This is a genomic window from Pseudanabaena biceps PCC 7429, from assembly GCF_000332215.1.
Lineage (GTDB): Bacteria > Cyanobacteriota > Cyanobacteriia > Pseudanabaenales > Pseudanabaenaceae > Pseudanabaena > Pseudanabaena biceps.
In genome coordinates, this window is record NZ_ALWB01000042.1 from 1 (window position 1) to 18,517 (window position 18,517).

Annotated in this window: 14 protein-coding genes; 8 read left to right on the forward strand and 6 right to left on the reverse strand. The window is 43.8% G+C overall.

The window, feature by feature from the left end; all coding sequences use genetic code 11:
* Nucleotides 1-291 precede the first annotated feature (291 nt).
* From PSE7429_RS06960 to PSE7429_RS06975, 4 genes are all read left to right on the forward strand, one after another.
* Complete coding sequence (locus PSE7429_RS06960; RefSeq protein WP_009626402.1) at nt 292-621, forward strand: Mo-dependent nitrogenase C-terminal domain-containing protein; 330 nt, start codon at nt 292-294, stop codon at nt 619-621.
* A gap of 189 nt (nt 622-810) precedes the next feature.
* Nucleotides 811-2,088 (forward strand): hypothetical protein, encoded by a 1,278-nt coding sequence (locus tag PSE7429_RS06965; RefSeq protein WP_009626403.1) that lies wholly within the window; start codon nt 811-813, stop codon nt 2,086-2,088.
* 464 nt (nt 2,089-2,552) lie between these two features.
* The gene (locus PSE7429_RS06970; protein WP_009626404.1) at nt 2,553-4,037 is read left to right on the forward strand and encodes a glutamate synthase subunit beta; all 1,485 of its coding nucleotides are present in this window, start codon (nt 2,553-2,555) and stop codon (nt 4,035-4,037) included.
* Between the two features lie 284 nt (nt 4,038-4,321).
* On the forward strand, nt 4,322-4,543 hold the full coding sequence (locus PSE7429_RS06975; RefSeq protein WP_009626405.1) for a hypothetical protein: 222 nt from the start codon (nt 4,322-4,324) through the stop codon (nt 4,541-4,543).
* 67 nt (nt 4,544-4,610) lie between these two features.
* Here PSE7429_RS06975 and PSE7429_RS06980 read toward each other — a convergent pair whose 3' ends face one another.
* Both PSE7429_RS06980 and PSE7429_RS06985 read right to left on the reverse strand, forming a co-directional pair.
* Nucleotides 4,611-5,732, reverse strand: coding sequence for a fatty acid desaturase family protein (locus PSE7429_RS06980; protein ID WP_009626406.1), 1,122 nt, complete (start codon nt 5,730-5,732; stop codon nt 4,611-4,613).
* Nucleotides 5,733-5,993: 261 nt separating this feature from the next.
* Entirely contained in the window at nt 5,994-7,637 is a 1,644-nt protein-coding gene (locus tag PSE7429_RS06985; protein WP_009626407.1) for a 2-isopropylmalate synthase, read from the reverse strand.
* 443 nt (nt 7,638-8,080) lie between these two features.
* Between PSE7429_RS06985 and PSE7429_RS06990 the strand changes: the two genes are divergently transcribed.
* Nucleotides 8,081-10,384: a hypothetical protein gene (locus PSE7429_RS06990; protein ID WP_144052490.1), complete on the forward strand. Its 2,304-nt coding sequence runs from the start codon at nt 8,081-8,083 to the stop codon at nt 10,382-10,384.
* 81 nt (nt 10,385-10,465) lie between these two features.
* Here PSE7429_RS06990 and priA read toward each other — a convergent pair whose 3' ends face one another.
* Nucleotides 10,466-12,958 (reverse strand): primosomal protein N', encoded by a 2,493-nt coding sequence (priA, locus tag PSE7429_RS06995; protein ID WP_202950409.1) that lies wholly within the window; start codon nt 12,956-12,958, stop codon nt 10,466-10,468.
* Between the two features lie 164 nt (nt 12,959-13,122).
* On the opposite strand from priA, the gene PSE7429_RS07000 reads away from it, so the two are divergent.
* Complete coding sequence (locus tag PSE7429_RS07000; RefSeq protein ID WP_009626410.1) at nt 13,123-13,608, forward strand: MEKHLA domain-containing protein; 486 nt, start codon at nt 13,123-13,125, stop codon at nt 13,606-13,608.
* A gap of 316 nt (nt 13,609-13,924) precedes the next feature.
* Complete coding sequence (locus PSE7429_RS07005) at nt 13,925-14,407, forward strand: DUF4079 domain-containing protein (RefSeq protein WP_009626411.1); 483 nt, start codon at nt 13,925-13,927, stop codon at nt 14,405-14,407.
* A 53-nt stretch (nt 14,408-14,460) separates the two neighbouring features.
* On the opposite strand, the gene PSE7429_RS07010 is transcribed toward PSE7429_RS07005, so the two are convergent.
* The 3 genes from PSE7429_RS07010 to PSE7429_RS25550 all read right to left on the reverse strand — a co-directional run bounded on the left by PSE7429_RS07010 (nt 14,461) and on the right by PSE7429_RS25550 (nt 17,098).
* Nucleotides 14,461-14,952, reverse strand: coding sequence for a YajQ family cyclic di-GMP-binding protein (locus tag PSE7429_RS07010; protein ID WP_009626412.1), 492 nt, complete (start codon nt 14,950-14,952; stop codon nt 14,461-14,463).
* Nucleotides 14,953-15,248: 296 nt separating this feature from the next.
* The gene (cbiD, locus tag PSE7429_RS07015; RefSeq protein WP_009626413.1) at nt 15,249-16,295 is read right to left on the reverse strand and encodes a cobalt-precorrin-5B (C(1))-methyltransferase CbiD; all 1,047 of its coding nucleotides are present in this window, start codon (nt 16,293-16,295) and stop codon (nt 15,249-15,251) included.
* Nucleotides 16,296-16,543: 248 nt separating this feature from the next.
* A complete protein-coding gene (locus PSE7429_RS25550; RefSeq protein WP_009626414.1) occupies nt 16,544-17,098 on the reverse strand; it encodes a hypothetical protein in 555 nt (184 codons plus the stop codon).
* Nucleotides 17,099-17,628: 530 nt separating this feature from the next.
* Here PSE7429_RS25550 and PSE7429_RS07025 point away from each other — a divergent pair.
* Nucleotides 17,629-18,507, forward strand: coding sequence for an Npun_R2479 family HD domain-containing metalloprotein (locus tag PSE7429_RS07025; RefSeq protein WP_009626416.1), 879 nt, complete (start codon nt 17,629-17,631; stop codon nt 18,505-18,507).
* The last annotated feature ends 10 nt before the right edge of the window (nt 18,508-18,517 follow it).

Consider the following 18,517-nt stretch of genomic DNA (forward strand, 5'->3'; position numbering starts at 1 on the left):
TTGCTACGTAAACCCTTTCTCAAAGCCCGTTTCCAATTATCCCGAACTCACGTTGCTATAGATCAGCAATCGGCACAAATCCATCTATAGCGATCGTCTATACAGACAGATGGGTAAGATTTAACTTATTAAGGATTGGGGGAAAAGCAATGTTCTTCTGTTTGTATCTACAATCTCATACATAAGAATGAATAATGATTTGTCCAACCCTCTATTCGAGATGATTATGTTACGATTAATAACATGATCGCTTAAAGCGTACACACTGTGATTTGAGAGCGTTTGGTAAATATGTCAAGTATGAACAGCACAGGATTTAATGGGGAAACCTCGTATATTGGTCGCCCTCAACCGAAAGCAGTCTTCGATCTACTAAAACCGCTACGTCAGAAAATCGATAATTTTGAAATTCAAAAGCCGCGCACAGCGCATTTTATTGCCAAGCTAATTCCCGCCCAATGCCCCTTTGAACGCACCATTAAGTTCGGAAAACGTACGTTGCTCCAGATCCCTCCACTTTGTAAATTCAATCCCGTTTACGATGAGTTGATTGGGCTCAGGTTTCGTGCACTTTGCTTCCTTGTCGATCGCTGTGGTGAAGACATTAGCGCTTACTGTTAAGGTCTTTCTTGCATCTCCTTGACCTAAGCAGCTAGACACAATTTGCCAGAATCGTTGGGGCGGCTCCGCCGCCCCAACGATTCTGGTTTTATATTTGGTACTTCATTAAATCGCCAGTCCTTACCTCCACAAAAACAAATGATGTAAGCTTTCCTTAAGTCATTTGTTTTTGTGACTAGGAGTTTGGATATGCCAAGGAAGATGCAGTGGATATGGCGATCCCTGATTGCTATTTTGGTTTCTAGCTTGATGATTGCGACCACGATCGCATTACAGCCCACTCATGCCGCGATCGCACCATTACCCGATCCCTACCTCACCTCTGGGAAATTTGTCGATGGCGAAAGGGTTTTTAGCGACTATTTACAAACTAACCTCAAAGATGACAAAGCTCGCTTAGGGCTGGGCGTAATCCAATTCATGCGCGGTACTGAGAGGCTAATGCAGTCACTTGACCGTTATGGGATGATGCAGACCCCTTTAAGCGGTTTAGTACCATTTTTACGCTTACCAATTCCCAAAAATCCCCAACCCCAAACTCTAACCTACGAGGGACTTCAACAGGTTTTTCAGACATGGATTGACGATCTGGCAACCGTCCGTAATACCCTTGAACCGATTAAAGATGGAAACTTTAAGCTAGCATTGCGCCTTGGACTAATTCGTCTGGACTTTGATGGTAATGGCAAAGCAACCAATGATGAAATGCTGTGGCAGATCTTTAATGCTATTACAGGTGCAAATGTTACAGAAAAGGATGCACAACAGTTCTTAATTGCATTCGATCGCGGAGATGCCCTGTGGTTACAGGGATATACCCATGTACTGGGAGCGATCGGTGAGTTTTTGCGAGCCTATGACAGTCGGGAGCTGTTTGAATCTTGCGCTCACTTGTTTTTCCAGAGGGTAGATACACCCCATAAATTTTTAATCACACCACGTAGGGAATCACCTGATGAATATGGTTATAGTTTCAGTCCCTTTGAATTTCTTGATTTAGTATCGGCGGTTCATCTTACGAAGTTCCCCCTAGCGGATCCCCAGCGCATGAAGACGATCCTCAATCACTTGAAATCGATAGTCAGACTCAGTCGTGAGTCTTGGCAATCCATTCTCGCAGAAACCGACAACGATCGCGAATGGATTCCCAACCCCAAACAAGTATCGGTCATCCCCCAAGCTAGGGTAACCGATGATATGGTGAAAGCATGGTTCCAAAGCCTTGATGAGATTGAGTCAATTCTGACCGCCAAAAAGAATCTTCCCTTCTGGCGGGATGCGAAATTAAGTATTAATTTCCCTCGCATTTTTACGGAGCCACGCCCCTTCGATCTGGTGTCATGGGTGCAAGGTACTGCTGCCACGCCCTATCTTGAGAAAGGAACTGTTACTAATATGAATGTCTGGAACGAAATGATCCGCGCTTTTGGCAGCAACCTTTTCAACTTTACGATCTGGTTTAACTAAGCATCAAGATTGGGGTCAGGCTCCGCGTGACCTATCGCCACACTCTTCTTACAAAAGGCAAAAGGCGGCGCTTAGCGCCGCCTTTTACCTTTTGGGTTTTATGTCCTAAGTAACTCTTTCGTTGCTATAGCTGCGGTCAACTGTATGAGAGCAATACCAATTCACGAAAGTGTGACAACACTTTTGTGAATTAAAAACTAAATCTATTAGGGGTTTTCAAGTTAAGAAATGGCTACGCCATTTCTTAACTTGGTATAAAACCCAAAATAATGTTGCCGCGCTCTGCGCGGCAACATTATTTTGGGTTTTAATTTTGTCCTAACAAGACTGGCAGCAACTATATATTATTTTCTGATTTGAATGTTAACTAATATTAAAGAATCTCGCCAATTATGCTTAGAATCAGAGTAGGCAGTTTAAAAATGATTTATAGGCTTTTTAGCAAAACTTAGAAACGCAAACTAATGGGAAAACCGACAGGATTTATTGAGTACCTTCGCGAAGCACCAACGGAAATACCACCAAGCGATCGCATTAAAAATTGGGATGAATTTCATGTCCATATGCCCGATGAAAATCTACGTACACAGGGCGCGAGATGTATGGACTGTGGCACGCCTTTTTGCCACACAGGAAATCTAATTAGCGGTATGGCAAGCGGATGCCCAGTCAATAATTTGATCCCCGAATGGAATGACTTGGTATATCGGGGGCTATGGCGCGAGGCGCTCGATCGCCTGCATAAAACTAACAACTTCCCCGAATTTACAGGTCGGGTATGTCCCGCTCCCTGTGAAGGCTCCTGTGTCCTAGGGATCACCAATCCACCAGTCACGATTAAAAATATTGAATATTCGATCGTGGATAAGGGTTGGGAAGAAGGTTGGATTATCCCCGAACCGCCTACAAAGCGCACAGGCAAAAAAGTTGCCGTCATTGGTTCGGGTCCCGCAGGGCTAAGCGCAGCCGCACAGCTCAACAAAGCAGGACATTGGGTCACGGTCTACGAACGCGCCGATCGCCCAGGCGGACTACTGATGTATGGCATTCCCAATATGAAATTGGATAAGCAAAAGGTCGTGTTGCGGCGTTTGGATATCCTCGAAAAAGAGGGTGTGAAATTTATCTGTAATACCGAAGTCGGTAAGGATTTAGCAGCAGCAGATCTACTCAAAGAATTTGATGCGATCGTCATTTGTACTGGGGCAACGAAACCCCGTGATCTAAGTATTGAAGGACGAGAGCTTAAGGGGATTCATTTTGCGATGGAATTTCTCACTGCCAATACCAAGGCAGTTCTCAATGGTAAGTCAGGGGATGACTTTATCTCTGCGCAGGGCAAAGATGTCGTGATTATCGGTGGTGGTGATACTGGTACTGATTGCGTTGGCACATCAATTCGCCATGGCTGTACCAGCGTTGTGCAATTAGAAATCATGCCTAAGCCTCCCGAAACTCGCGCTAAGGATAATCCCTGGCCAGAATGGCCGAAGGTCTATAAGTTGGACTACGGACAGGAGGAAGCTCGTGCAAAGTTTGGTGACGATCCCAGAGCATATATCACCACAGCGACTAAAATCGAAGGGGACGAAGACGGTCAGGTGAAAGCTGTTCATACCGTACAAGTGCAATGGGAGCGTAATGACAAAGGTCAATTCATTCCCAAGCAAGTAGCTGGTACGGAAAAGGTAATTCCCGCGCAGATCGTACTGTTGGCAATGGGGTTCCTTGGTCCAGAACAACCTTTACTTGATTCTCTAGGCTTAGAACGCGATCCTCGCAGTAACGTCAAAGCGAACCACGGTCAATTCACCACCAGTCTTCCTAGTGTCTTTGCCGCAGGCGATTGTCGTCGTGGACAAAGTCTCATTGTTTGGGCGATTAACGAAGGTCGTGGCGCTGCCCGTGAATGCGATCGCTATCTGATGGGTGATACCGATTTACCCTAAGCCAAATTTTCCGCTGTTGGTACTCAGTGTCTGGGCATGATTAAAAACCAGCGTCAAAACCCTTAGCCCAAGCTACTTAGGCTAAAGGTTTTAGGGTTTTATATTAGATTGCGCCTTGCTACTTATCGGTTCTGAAAAGCTGAGAAAACGCCATAAAGTAATACCAAAGCTCAAAATGGCGTAGCCATTTTGAGCTTTGAAAACCCTTACTGGGTTTGGTTTTAATTCACGAAAATGTTGTCACACTTTCGTGAATTGGTATAAATATAGGGAAAAATTAAATTATGGAAAGTAATGTATCGGTCTCACCTGAGACCGTCTATGAAAACCTCAACCAACTAGATCAAGTGGATTTAACGACCAGTGCCGTTTATCGTGAAATGGCGCAAGACGTTCTTGCCGATCCTGAGGTTAACTTTAATGTGCGTGAAGCGATCGCTGATCGTTTGAATCAAGCCAACCAGCAATTAATTAATACCACCGTTAGTAAGACCGATAGTTACTAAGTAGCTAATGTAAGCGATCGCTATAAATAGAGAAGGAGCGCAAAGCGCTCCTTCTCTATTTATAGATTTATAGCGATTTACATGTTCCCATCCGCCGCAACCAACGGAAATGAGAGCGAAACCCCGCCCATACAGAACCATGCTGATTGTATCTCACGCCGAATTCCTGACAGGTTTGCTCGACGACCTTGGAAACTTCTGGATAATTAATATGGCAAATATTCGGAAATAAATGATGTTCGACTTGGAAATTTAGACCACCAAGCAACCATGTCACATAGGGATTATTCCGTGAGAAGTTTACAGTAGTCTCGATCTGATGGATAGCCCAATCATTTTCAATGACACAAGCTTTGGCAACAGGAAAATTTGCCTCCTCAACTACATGGGCTAATTGGAATACGACACTCAGGACAATTCCTAAAGTAACGGCAACTAATACATAGCTTGCGAAGACTTGCCCAAAAGAATGCAATAACAAAGGAATGCCAAAGACGAGCGATAAGAAGATTCCCTTTCCTACAAAAAATATAGCAAGATTGCTCCGTTTGGGGCGAGGATAAGGGCGATCGCCGATCTTACCTGTAATCAAACAATAAAAATCATCATAAAAATGCCATTTGATCGCTAGCAAACCATATAGCAGCCACAAATAATAATGTTGCCAGCGATGAAAGGGGAGATGGGCATGGGCAGGCGAAAGACGACCAAAAATTCCTACCTCTAAATCCATATCGTACCCAGCAATATTAACGTAGGTATGATGGAGGACATCATGTTTCCAATGCCAAATATAAGAGCTGCCACCAATCACATCTAAACTCATCGCCATGAGTTTATTTACCCATAAAGAATTGGAATAGGCATGGTGTGCCCCATCATGCTGGATACTAAAACCGATGCCTGCGGTGATCACACCGAGAACAATACATAAAATACCAACTTGCCACCAAGACTGAGCAAGAAGGACTAGGACTGCATAAGTTCCGAAAAAGCCCAGTAACAGAATTGCGGTTTTGGTATACATCTGAGGGCAATCGCGTTCTTTGAGATTGCCATTTTGAAAGAGCTCATCAACCCTACGTCTGAGTTCTGCCTGAAATCCACTATTATTAGCAAATTTTAATTTTTTTGCTAATTCTTTTTCTTGAGTCTTTACAGACCGTTGAGATTCATCGCGTTCTTGCATTTTTTACCATTGTAATTAACATCATACTTATAACTATTTCACTTTTTGGATAAGTAGCCGAGCAAAATTAAACACCCCCCAATTATGGCGCACGCACGCTATAAGTACCTCAGCATAATTAAAATCCCGATCTAAAACCTGTGGCGCACGCTGCGCGTGCGCCACAGGTTTTAGTTTTTTATATTTAATTAAGCCGACTTATACCAATTGTGTAAATTAAAAAATTAGCCTTGCATTGCAAGGCTAATTTTTTAAAGACTTTTACAAAGAAACTTCTTTCTGAAGTTTTTCGCGATCGCCAATTTTGGTACTGGGAATTTGCAGCGCAAAGTAGAGTTTATTGAGGGCACTGAGATAGGCTCTTGCTGAGGCAACAATAATGTCAGTATTTGCCGAATGTCCTGAAAGCGTACCCGCATCTGGATGCTTGAGTCGAATAGTAACTTCGCCAAGGGCATCGATCCCTGCGGTCACCGATTGCACCGAGTACTCGATCAATTGATTTGGTACTTTCACAATGCGATTAATCGCTTTGTAAATCGCATCAACGGGACCAGTCCCAGTGGAGGCATCGGTGATTTCTTGACCGTCAGGCATCACAATTGTGACCGTAGCAGTGGGGATTGCGCGATCGCCACAACTTACTTGGACTTGTTCAAGCTTGAAGGCTTCGGGAGCATGACGGATTTCATCATTGACGATCGCTTCTAAGTCGCGATCGCTAATTTCCCGTTTTTTATCAGCAAGCTCTTTGAATCGAACAAACGCGGCATTAAGTTCTTGCTCCGAAAGTTCAAAGCCAAGTTCCCTCAATCGAGAACTCAATGCATTTCTTCCAGAAAGCTTACCGAGGACGATCAAGTTGTCAGTCAACCCGATGGATTGAGCATCCATAATTTCATAGGTGAGCCGATTTTTTAATACGCCATCCTGATGGATACCCGACTCATGGGCAAAGGCATTAGCGCCAACGATCGCCTTATTGGGCTGTACTAACATGCCCGTGAGATTGGACACGAGGCGCGAAGTTTTATAGATCTGCTTGGTGTCAATATTGCAGAGGGGGGCAGTGGAGTCAATGGGACGACCGAGGAAGCTATTAAAGTAAGCCCGACGGACATGCAAAGCCATTACCAATTCTTCAAGGGCAGCATTGCCTGCTCGTTCACCGATACCATTGATTGTGCATTCCATCTGCCGCGCCCCATTTTTAGCCGCTTCAAGAAAGTTCGCTACTGCCAAACCAAGATCGTTGTGACCATGGACGGAAATAATGGCGCGATCGATATTCGAGACATTGTCTTTAATACCCTTGATCAAGGCTCCAAATTCGGAGGGTGTCAAATAACCGACCGTATCGGGAATATTAACTGTCGTTGCCCCTGCGGCGATCGCGGCTTCGAGGACTTGATAGAGAAACTCTGGATCGGAGCGCCCCGCATCTTCGGGTGAAAACTCGACATCGGCAACTTTTGATTTGGCATAGGCAACCATTTCGGGCACGATCGCCAAAACCTCAGCTCGAGTTTTCCGAAGTTTATATTCTAAATGGATATCGGAAGTGGCGAGGAAAGTATGAATTCTGCTTTTCGCCGCAGGCTTGACGGCTTCAGCCGCCGCATCAATATCAGATCTGGTAGCTCTAGCTAAACCGCAAATCGTCGGACCATTTTCTGTACCAACGAGCTTGGCAATTTCTTGGACAGCATGAAAATCGCCTTTGCTGGCAAAGGGAAATCCAGCCTCAATAATGTCTACCCCAAGTCGGGCCAGTTGCTGAGCGATTAGCAGTTTTTGCTCCACGTTCAGAGTTGCACCTGGGGACTGTTCGCCATCGCGCAATGTGGTGTCAAAAAAGATAATTCGGTCTTGAGCAACTTGGGACTCTTGAGATGTTGTAGACATAATGGGTTAGTTCATGAATATTTATGTGGAAACGTAACTTGTGAAGCGACTGGAACTGCTTAAATTTATGGTCGATTAGTTTGCTGGGTTACAGCGATCGCCACAAACTTAGGCTAATGCAATCTTAGCCCTTTTCTTTAAAAATAGTAAACCAATTCCATATTAAGTAGCTAGGCGCAATTAAATATAAAACCCCAAAACCTGTAGCGCACGCGCAGCGTGCGCTACAGGTTTTGATTCTGGTTTTTAATTATGCCCAGCTACTTACCCAATGGGTAAATATAGATAAATCCTAAATAGCTAAAAGTGGCTAAGAGTAGCTAAAGCCGTGAAGAGTGTACAGCCCGCGTAGCGGGCTGTACACTCTTCACGGCTTTAGCAATGCTCATATTTGCATCAATATGCTAGGCTATGGCAACCGTAAGAGATTGACGATGCCGCGCATGGAATCTTTACCTGAATCCTCAAAACCTTTTGGCGATCTTGTTAAGACCGATCGCGTTAAGACCGATCGCGAAATTGCTCATGCCGACCTAGTCGAGCAATCAAGTGAGCTGGTTAAAGTCCAAGGCGATCGCCAATTAGAGCGGTTAGATCATCATCTAGAGCGACAGAATATTAATGAATCGAATGAATCGCCAGAAATTGACCTGCGCGATCACTTTACATGGTCAAATCTTGCCATTGTCACGAGTATCCCCCTCGTCGGTGGGCTAATTGCCCTAGGGCTCATTTATCTTTCTAATCCATCAGCCATTAGTTGGCTTGCTTCGGCTAATACTCCCGCCTTTTACTCGAATTCTTTATGGAACATCCCCAAGAGCATTCCTCAAATTCAATCAGAACTAGGGCGCATTCAATTAAAACTTGGCGAAAGTTATAATTTGCCGACGGGGGAGATTCTCTATACAGTTCTAGAAACCGAAACCCAAAATATTCGCGAAATTCGTCTCTATCAGCCCGTTCGCGATCGCAATGAGGAGAAAATCCTGTTATTAAGTACGACCACAATCGCAGGCATAGATGAGTATTTTGTGCGAGCACCTCTCCTTAAATATGCCACCTACCCAATTCCCGAACGATTACAAGTGGGGCGTAATCGACTTCCCCTCAAAAAATTCTCATTATTAACCGATCCTCCCTCTCAATTTAAAGGGATTTGGTTTTCGACCACAGGAAATGTTGATGGCATTGCCTATGGTCAAATTTATTACATTCCCATTGACAAGCGATCGCAGCTAATCGAGTTAGATCCTTGGACGAGTTCTACGGGGGAACTTCCCAAATGGCGTAATGTTCTGTCGCATGATACCAATGCGGTGCAGTTGGTAATCAATCAAACTCAAGAATTTGAACCTCTATACTTGGTTTTTCAACCTGAAGAAAATAGCACCACGGAGATTGGTAAAGTCCAGTTGCGACAAATAAATTTAAACGAGGCTAAAAATCAACCTAAGCTCTATCAAGATGCCTTGGTCATGGCAAGCGTAGGTTTATGGTCGCCTGCCCTCGAAAAATTTACCCAAGTAGTTGATGAATGGCGATCGCAAGGGAAAAACCTTCCTCCATTTCTGCAAGAACAGTACGACCTCATCGCCTTACATGCCAAGATTACCAGCGATCGAGTTCAAAATTCCAATTCTAATCTAGGGGAAAAAGCCCTGATTAATATCATCGATGGTAAATGGAAGGAAGCTTTGGCGATTGCGAACGACCCCAGCTATAAGGGGGATAAGATTGCGGAAATGTTAGCGAAATATCACCCCCATATCTGGCCAAGGGTAACCACGATGATGACCTTTACCGATGCCATAGAAATTAAGCTCTGGGGGGGATTGGTCGTTTTACAGCGCAATGGACTGCGTCGCGCCGAACATTGGCTGCGATCGCAAAAGGTAGATACCAAAGACTCCAATCAACTATTGCAGCGTCTAGATCTTGCCCCGATCACCCTCCAGCCCCAACAATTATTAGGAACGGTTTCCTATCTTGGTAAAGATGCGGGATCGGACTGGTTTTTACCACCACCAAAGCTGGAATCAGGGCAAGCATGGTATGAGGTCAATATTAATCTGATCAAAGATGGGGATAAATGGGTCAGCGCTCCATTTAAAGAACTTAGCGATCGCTCTTCGATTGTACTGTGGAGAATTCTTGGACTGGCAACCAATCCTAATTTAGGTATCGTGCTCTACGATGGCTATGGGAAATCGCAAGCAGCTACATTAACGGCTCAGTCTCTCTGGGTAAGCGATGATGGACGCTTGAGAATACTGGCTTCTGGGGAGACCATACTTGCTCCATTACTCCCCAAAAGCATAATCCCGCCATTGGTAACTAGCGGCGGTACTTTCGATCCTCCTAAGGGAAATCCCGTGGAATGGCAAAGTCTCTCCCCAAAAACGATCGAGCGGTTGATCCGAGCGATGTATGGTGAGTTGCAACGGGGCGGTCAAGTTTCAATGAGCATTGAAGATTTTAGTATTTTGGTGCAGCAGCAATGGACGCTCTCATCGGTCAATCTCGATGGTTCTGGGCAATCTGAATATTTATTATTGCTCGATCGCTCTAAGGTCGATCTGGGCGATCGGCATTATCCATTAGCGATCGCCTTCGCAAGTGATGGTTCGTTAATATTCAGCGATATGAATGGCAGCAGAGTTTGGATGGATGTACTGCCCAGTAGCACTGAAGGTCAAATTCTCACCCTTCGCAATGGTCGCTACGAAATATGGAACTTTCGTTAATTTGGTTTATGAAGGGAATGGCGGCGCTTTGCGCCGCCATTCCCTTCTTTCGATTTTGTCCTAACGGCTACGGCTATAGGATCATAGGATCGTTAAGGGATCGACATCGATCGCTACTCTCACGGCTTTAGAATTAACCAACATACGTAATTCTTCTAAACTCGGTACATCGGGCAAAACTTCTGGGGCGAATTTCAACAAAATCTGCCAGCGATAGCGATTAGAAACTTTCGTGATCGCGGCAGGAGTTGCCCCTAGGACATCCCAGTTATTTGCCAATTGACGCAAATATGACGCTAGCTCCTCCGCCGATTTCTCAACCGCCTGTTCTTGCTCGCTACTGAGGTGAATCAAGACCATTTGCCCCTTGGGCGGATAGCTTAAAGCCTCGCGCATTGCCAATTCCGTTTGCATAAATTCATCAAGGCGATATTGCTGTACGGCTTGTATGGCAGGATGTTCGGGGGTATAGGTTTGCATGATGACCCTTCCTTCCTCTTCGCCGCGACCCGCACGACCCGCGACTTGGAGTAATGTCTGGGCGGCTCTCTCGCCCGCTCGATAATCTGAAAAGTTTAATAATCCATCCGCAGAAACCACGCCGACTAAGGTGACTTGAGGAATATCCAAACCCTTAGTCAGCATTTGGGTTCCTACTAATAAATCAGATTCTCCCGAACGAAATTGATCGATGAGCAACCGATGGCGATCCTTGTTTTGGGTGGTGTCGCTATCAAAGCGAATGAGGCGAATATTGGGGAATAGTTTAGCGAGTTCCTGCTCCACTTTTTGCGTGCCGCTGCCAAAATGCTTGAAATAGGGTGAACCGCATTGGGGGCAGGACTTTGGCTGAATTTGCGTGTAGTTGCAATAGTGACAGCGTAAATGGGCGGATTTGGGCTGATGGGCTGTAGGATTAATGGGATCGTGATAGGAAAGAGAAACATCGCAGTTTGGACATTCAGCAACATAGCCACAGGATCGACAGGAAACAAAGGTGCTATATCCGCGCCGATGGATAAAGAGAATCCCCTGTTTTTTGTTTTCTAACATTTCCGCGATCGCTTCTTGTAGTTTGCGACTCAAAATCGAGTAGTTCCCAGCTTTAAACTCATCGCGCATATCCACAATCTCAATCGGTGGCATCGGTTTATTGCCAATACGATTGGGCATTTCTAGATAGATAGAATTATTTTCTTTTTGGGCAAATAGAGTCTCCGCTGAGGGAGTGGCAGAACCTAATATGAGCGGGACATTCTCCAACTGCGATCGCCATATCGCGATCGTCCGCGCATGATAACAGGGTTGAGGTCGATCCTGCTTGAAGCTAGGATCATGTTCCTCATCCATGACGATTAATCCCAAATTAGAGAGTGGCGCAAACACCGCCGATCGCGTACCAATGACAACTTGGGCTTCGCCTGCAAGCATCAAACGCCATGTATCAAAACGCTCGCCATCCGATAACTGGCTATGATAAACGCTCACCTTGGCATCGCCAAATCTCGCCCGAAAGCGATCGGTAAGCTGCGGCGTTAAACCGATTTCGGGAACGAGGACTAGCGCCGATTTTCCAGATTCTAAAACAGGGGCGATCGCTTGTAAATATACTTCAGTTTTGCCAGAACCCGTCACTCCATGCAGGAGGAAATGGGTTGCATGGCAATCGGCGATCGCCTTCAGAATTTGTTGTAAAGCCGCATCTTGATTGGCATTTAAATCCTTAGGGCGATCGCGTGTGACTGTATGGCTTTTGCCCCCTAGTCGCAGCGATTCCTGTTTTGAGATAACTAGATAGCCTTTATCTGCTAAATTCTGCACCATTGATGATGTTGTCTTCGCCAGCTTATACAACTGCGTTTTCAAACATTCACCGCCTTGATGTTGCAAAATCGTAAGAACTTCTATCTGCCGTTCCGTTAATTCACTATCAGGAGCCTTGAGCAAAATTACAATATCTTCGTATTTGGGCTTTGGGCGATTAGGAAGCTCCAAGATTGTTTCAATCCATGCTAGTTTTTGAAGTTCTTTTAATCCCGAACTCGTGTATCTACCAAGCTTCTGATAGATATAACGACGACTAATCCCCTTTGAGTTATCTTGATGTTCTTGCAAAAATTCCCAAACCATCTGGGCAGCTTTTGGCAACTTATAGGATTCTCGTTCCTGCTTTTCGGGAATTATATTTTCGCGCTTTACTTTAATTCGATAATGAGATTGATCTAATAGTTTCGGGGGTAGCGCCGTTTTTATAGTTTGCATGAGAGGCGTACGGTAATAATCAGCAGTAAGGGTCAACATTTCCCAATATGTCTTTGGAAAAATGCCCGAACTAACTACGGCAATTACTGATTTAATCTCTGTTGTGGTATCTGTAACTTGGGTCGTATCGCAAATTTGTAAGGCGATCGCGCCGACTTGCCGATTTCCTAAAGGAACGCTAAGAATATCTCCGATTTGAATGTCGATATCTTCAGGGATCCGATAGGTCAGTAGATCGTCAATACCAATGCAATCAACGATGACATTGACAAAACGCTCATTATTACCATCAATCAAATCAAATAATTCCATGTTCTCGCTAATTTTCTCAAGCGTAGGCGTATTATACCAAAGCTCAAAAATAGCCATTTTGAGCTTTGAAAACCCTTACTGGGTTTGGTTTTTAATTCACAAAAGTTTTGTCACACTTTCGTGAATTGGTATTATAGCGGTAGCGATCGCTTGGAGGGCAAATTATGAGTATAAATAAATCGGAACCTTGGTTACAAACAGAACTATTAGAACATATCCAATTATTGCTTTATAGCTTTCATCATTGGACAGGTAACGACCTCATCCCCATTACTGATCGCCAATCGCCATTGGCAATTGCGAATTCATTATTTAATGCTAATTTTGTGGTTGTTTCTCACGGCACTCAAGCTGATCCAATTCTGAACTATGGAAATCAAAAAGCCCTCGATCTCTGGAAAATGGATTGGCAAACCCTAACCTCAACTCCATCGCGCTACACAGCCGAACCAATAGAACGCAGTGAAAGAGAACAACTATTAGCACAGGCAAAGTTGCAAGGTTACATTAGCAACTATCGCGGCATCAGGATTGCGAGTAATGGCGATCGCTTTTATATCGATCAGGCAATTATCTGGAACGTGGTGGACAAAAACAATAAATTGTGGGGACAAGCCGCAACTTTTTCTAACTGGGAAGCGATCGCCTAAAGCCTTTACAAAGTCATGCTCCTATACCAATTCCCAAAATGGCGTTGCCATTTTGGGAATCTCAAAGCCTTACTGGGTTTGTTTTTTAATTCACTGAAGTGTTGGCTCAATTCAGTTATCGATCAAACGAGCTACAAGAAAATTTTTGAAAGCTTTGCTTTGCAAAGCTTTCAAAAATTTTCTTGATTTGGATTTGAGCGCAAAGCGCTGTAAAAAGGGATAACTATATTAAAATTATTAAAGATTCGCTAAGAATTGCTGCAAAATCTTCACAAGTCTCCTTCTAATAGATAACTCTAGATACCTCACCAATTTTATGACGATCGCAATTACCGAACCATTGAAAACCGTGGTGACTTTTGCTCACCCGATCCTCATGCTTTTAACCCTATTTTTAGCAATCTACGCAGGCTATACTGGCTGGCAATACCGTAGAATTCGTAGTACGGAAGGTGAAGAGAAAAAGATCCTGATCTCCAAACGCTACAATCTTCTCCACCATAATCTCGGATCGATATTTTTAGTATTGATGGTGGCAGGAGCGATCGGTGGTATGGCTGTGACCTATAGTAACAATGGCAAGCTATTTGTTGGCGCTCATCTCATTGCAGGTTTGGGCTTAGTCTTTTTGGCAGCCATATCAACAGCGTTAGCCCCCTTACTCCAAAAGGGTAAGGACTGGGCAAGAATTACGCATATTTCCGTGAACGTCTTGCTTCTTGGTGTTTTTGTCTGGCAGACTCTAACTGGATTTGAAATTGTGCAGAGAATTTTAGAGCAAATGTCTAAAGCTGCCTAAACTGTCTAAAAGTAAAAGAAGGGCGCTATGCGCCCTTCTTTTTTAAGCCACGATTAGCGATAGTTCGTAAACTGTAAAGCGAGGGGAAAATCCTCTGCTTTTACAAGTTGAATGATTTCTTGGAGTTCATCTTTTGATTTGGAAGTAACCCGCAACGCATCACCTTGAATTGAAGCTTGACATTTAGGAAAACTATCGCGAATAAGCTTGGAAAGTTTTTTCGCTTGATCCTGCTCGATCCCTTTTTTAAGATTAATTTTCTGAACTACGCGATTTCCACTTGCCGATTCGATTTCTCCATAGTCAAAGATTTTTAAGGATAATCCTCGCTTAATCGCCTTAGACTGCATCACATCAACTACAGCCGTGAGGGTCATTTCACTGTTGGTGTTAATGGTTATTAATTCTTTTTCAAGCTCCACTTCGGTTTTTGTGTTTTTTAAGTCATAACGACTAACAATTTCACGGCGAGTTTGATCGATCGCATTGACCAGTTCTTGGTGATCAAAATCGCTAACAATATCGAAAGAATAGCTAGATGCCATAGGTTTAGTCTGGGTATTATACAATTTGGTGAGAAGAGGTTGGGGCGCTTGCGCCCCAACCTCTTCGATCTAATTCGATCTAAATAGACATCTAGGATACCAAAAAATCAACGACCGAGAATAGCGGCGCTTTGCACCAATCTTCTCTTCTCCGTATAAGTACTTCAGATCAGCGTAATTATAGCTATATTCACTTAAGTCAGGACATCAAACCCAATAGAGAGTGGCGGTGCGAAGCGCCGCCACTCTCTATTGGGTTTGATTTCTTCCTAACATTACTGACTATATTAGGGATGTTAGAGAACTAATTTGCCTAAGCGATCGCACAAAATCGTATCGATCGCAATTTTTAGATCAGTATATTTCTGGACATAGGCGATCGCCCGCTGCGTAATTTGGTCAGTAATATATTGAAAAATCTGGCGATCGTAGCCATGTTCTACCAATAGTTTATGAACAGCTTCGGCAGTAGGTGTGCGCTCTATTTCTTGAATTAAGGCTATAGGTAAATTTTTATGGACTGCGGCTCTCACTAAAATATCGATGCGGGCATCAGCTAAGTGACTAGAAGTATTAAAGATCCCGCCCGCTAGTTTTAAAAGTTTGCCATGATAACCCACGATGGTAATGGATGTCACTCCTAAAAGAGCCGCTTCCACCAACATTGCCCCGATCCAATTTGCTGTTTGGACTAACTGCGAAGGTGAAAAGCCCAAATTTTGGGCGACTTGATAACCATTTGCCCCGATATAAAAAGCGATCGCAGGGTAAGTAGCCGCCTTCGTTCGCAAATCGATGCGAAATTCCTCCAATTTATCTTCAACAGAAAGGGGCTTTGAGATCGCTGAAGTTCCTAATAACGACAGACCTTCAAGAATTCCGAAAGCGGCGTTAGATGTACGTTTAGCCAAGGCTTTTCCCTCAGGCAAGATAAAGCGCACTCTTGCATTAGTATATTCGGGCAGTAACGGTAATAGGTTGGCTACTGCTAGATTTTGCGCTAGTGCATAGATGGCAGGCTGACCAGTCGCAGTTTTCCCTAATCCTTCACCCGCTTCAAGGATTAATCTCTGTTCTGCCACTGCTCCCGTCGAAGTTGTTAATTGCACCCATGCCCAGACAGGTGTCCCTGAAGTCAGGTCGAGATTATCGCCAGGATCGCTAACGGTAACGGCAAGGGCAGTAAATTCATCAATAATTGCACTTTGGGCGATCTCGATTTCTCCGCGCCCAGATTCTAATAAGTCAAGTCCTACTAAACTTGCTTCTTCTTTACGGAGGAGTAATATTGCTGCCTTAGCAGCGGCGATCGCAAATACAGGAAGGGTGTAACCAGATTTCATAGACAGAACTTGAACTGACGTTAATTAATAGCAAATCCCTTAGCTACTTAATGCTAAATAGGTCAGGCATAATTAAAAACTAAACCCAGAAGCGGGTACCGCCCGCTACATGGGCAGTACTCGCTTCTGGGTTTTAAGTTTACTTATACCTAGCTACTTAAATCTATAACCAATAGCGATCAAACAAGGTAGGGAAGAATCTTTAAGTGTGCTCTTAGTAAGTCTGCTCTTAGATTTAGGAGAACCGATTAATTACCTAGAAACTCTTTGAGAGCCCCCAAATGTTTAGGACAAGACGCTTGGACACTAGCCCCAATTAGGAAACCTGTATAATTTTTCAACTTTTCAAGTTTATCAGCGGGAATAGAATTTTTATCACCTGCACTGTCAAATGATTTCTCAAGTTCGTCGAATAGCTGCTTGAAAGTATATTTGCCAGTATCCATTGCTTTGCAGGTTTCTTTCTCAACTATAGTGACGTACTGGATACCCTTAGTTGCCTCGTACATTTCGGCGTACTCAGGGCTAGCCTTGGCAGCAGTATCAATTTTTTGAGTTGTTTCTGAAACTGAGGAGCTAGAGTTAGGAGAAGCGGAAGGGCTAGCACTAGGAGAAGCGGAAGGGCTAGCACTAGGAGAAGCGGAAGGGCTAGCACTAGGAGAAGCCGAAGAAACTGAAGGCTTAGAACTGGGAGAAGCTGAAGCTGACGGTGATGAAGTTGTTGCGCTGGGTTGTTGGCAAGATGCCAATGCCAATGCTACGGAAATTGGCAGTAGTAAACCCTTAGCAAATTTTTTAAGCATATTTTGAATTTTAAGATTAAGTTCATCGACTTAATGATAGTACGCTGACAATATTTTATATATAGTAATTTTTGCTGCAACTTACATCTGTCGAATGATCTGTCGAAGGTAGTCCTAATTCATCTGCAAATACGATCTAAGGATCTGGGCATGATTAAAATCTATATCTGTCCCAAAATGTACCAAGACATAAAACTCAAGAATTGATTGGCGATGCTCTGCGCCGCCAGTCAATTCTTGGGGTTTGAATTGTCCTAAGTCAAGTAATGTAGCTATAGCAACGTAAGGTTTGCTTAGGATGTAAAACCCAAAAATCTAGAAATGATTTAGGATTGCTATAGAGAAATCCTGCTTTTAAAGAAAAGTGGGACATTGAAATGTTTTGTGGTGACCTTACCATTTTTATGATTCGTTCGGAAATGCTAGGTATAATTCCTAAGCTTTCGCAAAATTTTATTCATGAGACAGATACGAGTATTAGACTTATCATTTAGATTGGCTTTTAGCTTTACATAGGTATATGAAGATTTATGTTTAATGCAACTGAACTGCTGATTGGTAATTTTGTTGAACAGTTAAAGCTAGGATATCACCGTACCTATGGCGGCTATATGCATGACTACGAGGATATTATTGGTTGGGCTGGCAATATGGCTCTTGAAAATATAGCCAATAGTGACGCTCTGTATCATAATGTCGAACATACGATCCTCGTAACTCTGGTTGGGCAGGAGATTTTACGGGGTAAACATATTCGCGAAGGTCGTGTTTCTCCTGAAGATTGGTTGCACTACATTATTTCTCTTGTCTGCCATGATATTGGTTATGTTAAAGGTGTCTGCCTTCAGGATTCTCATGGCAAGTATGCAACGGGAATTGGTGATTCTATGGTGGAACTTCCGCCTGGGGCTTCGGACGCTGGACTCACTCCCTATCATGTCGATCGCGCTAAGCTATTTGTCAACCAACGCTTTGCTAATCATTCCTTGATTAAGGCGGAGAAAATCTGCCGTAATATCGAGCTGACCAGATTTCCCGTACCTAAAACTGGTGACCATCAAGATACAACGCATTTTGCTGGATTAGTGCGATCGGCTGATCTCATTGGTCAACTCAGCGATCCCCGCTATCTCAAGAAGATTGGTGCTTTGTTTTACGAGTTTGAAGAAACAGGGGTTAATGCGGCTCTTGGATACGCTCATCCAGGAGATTTACGCCGTAACTATCCTAAATTTTATTGGACAAGCGTTTATCCTTTCGTCAAGGATGCTCTGTACTATCTATCGTTGACACAGCAAGGACAGGAGATTGTGGCGCATCTGTACTCTAATGTGTTTGTGGTGGAACATGAAAAGCTAGATTATTCACAAGCAAATCTTAATTTGCCTGCCACGATTATTACGCCTTAATTTAGCGTGA

What these genes read in the sequence shown, in the direction of transcription:
- PSE7429_RS06960 (WP_009626402.1), top strand. Translation starts at nt 292, where the DNA reads ATGTCAAGTATGAACAGCACAGGATTTAATGGGGAAACCTCGTATATT.
- PSE7429_RS06965 (WP_009626403.1), top strand. Translation starts at nt 811, where the DNA reads ATGCCAAGGAAGATGCAGTGGATATGGCGATCCCTGATTGCTATTTTG.
- PSE7429_RS06970 (WP_009626404.1), top strand. Translation starts at nt 2,553, where the DNA reads ATGGGAAAACCGACAGGATTTATTGAGTACCTTCGCGAAGCACCAACG.
- PSE7429_RS06975 (WP_009626405.1), top strand. Translation starts at nt 4,322, where the DNA reads ATGGAAAGTAATGTATCGGTCTCACCTGAGACCGTCTATGAAAACCTC.
- PSE7429_RS06980 (WP_009626406.1), bottom strand. Translation starts at nt 5,732, where the DNA reads ATGCAAGAACGCGATGAATCTCAACGGTCTGTAAAGACTCAAGAAAAA.
- PSE7429_RS06985 (WP_009626407.1), bottom strand. Translation starts at nt 7,637, where the DNA reads ATGTCTACAACATCTCAAGAGTCCCAAGTTGCTCAAGACCGAATTATC.
- PSE7429_RS06990 (WP_144052490.1), top strand. Translation starts at nt 8,081, where the DNA reads ATGGAATCTTTACCTGAATCCTCAAAACCTTTTGGCGATCTTGTTAAG.
- priA (WP_202950409.1), bottom strand. Translation starts at nt 12,958, where the DNA reads ATGGAATTATTTGATTTGATTGATGGTAATAATGAGCGTTTTGTCAAT.
- PSE7429_RS07000 (WP_009626410.1), top strand. Translation starts at nt 13,123, where the DNA reads ATGAGTATAAATAAATCGGAACCTTGGTTACAAACAGAACTATTAGAA.
- PSE7429_RS07005 (WP_009626411.1), top strand. Translation starts at nt 13,925, where the DNA reads ATGACGATCGCAATTACCGAACCATTGAAAACCGTGGTGACTTTTGCT.
- PSE7429_RS07010 (WP_009626412.1), bottom strand. Translation starts at nt 14,952, where the DNA reads ATGGCATCTAGCTATTCTTTCGATATTGTTAGCGATTTTGATCACCAA.
- cbiD (WP_009626413.1), bottom strand. Translation starts at nt 16,295, where the DNA reads ATGAAATCTGGTTACACCCTTCCTGTATTTGCGATCGCCGCTGCTAAG.
- PSE7429_RS25550 (WP_009626414.1), bottom strand. Translation starts at nt 17,098, where the DNA reads ATGCTTAAAAAATTTGCTAAGGGTTTACTACTGCCAATTTCCGTAGCA.
- PSE7429_RS07025 (WP_009626416.1), top strand. Translation starts at nt 17,629, where the DNA reads ATGTTTAATGCAACTGAACTGCTGATTGGTAATTTTGTTGAACAGTTA.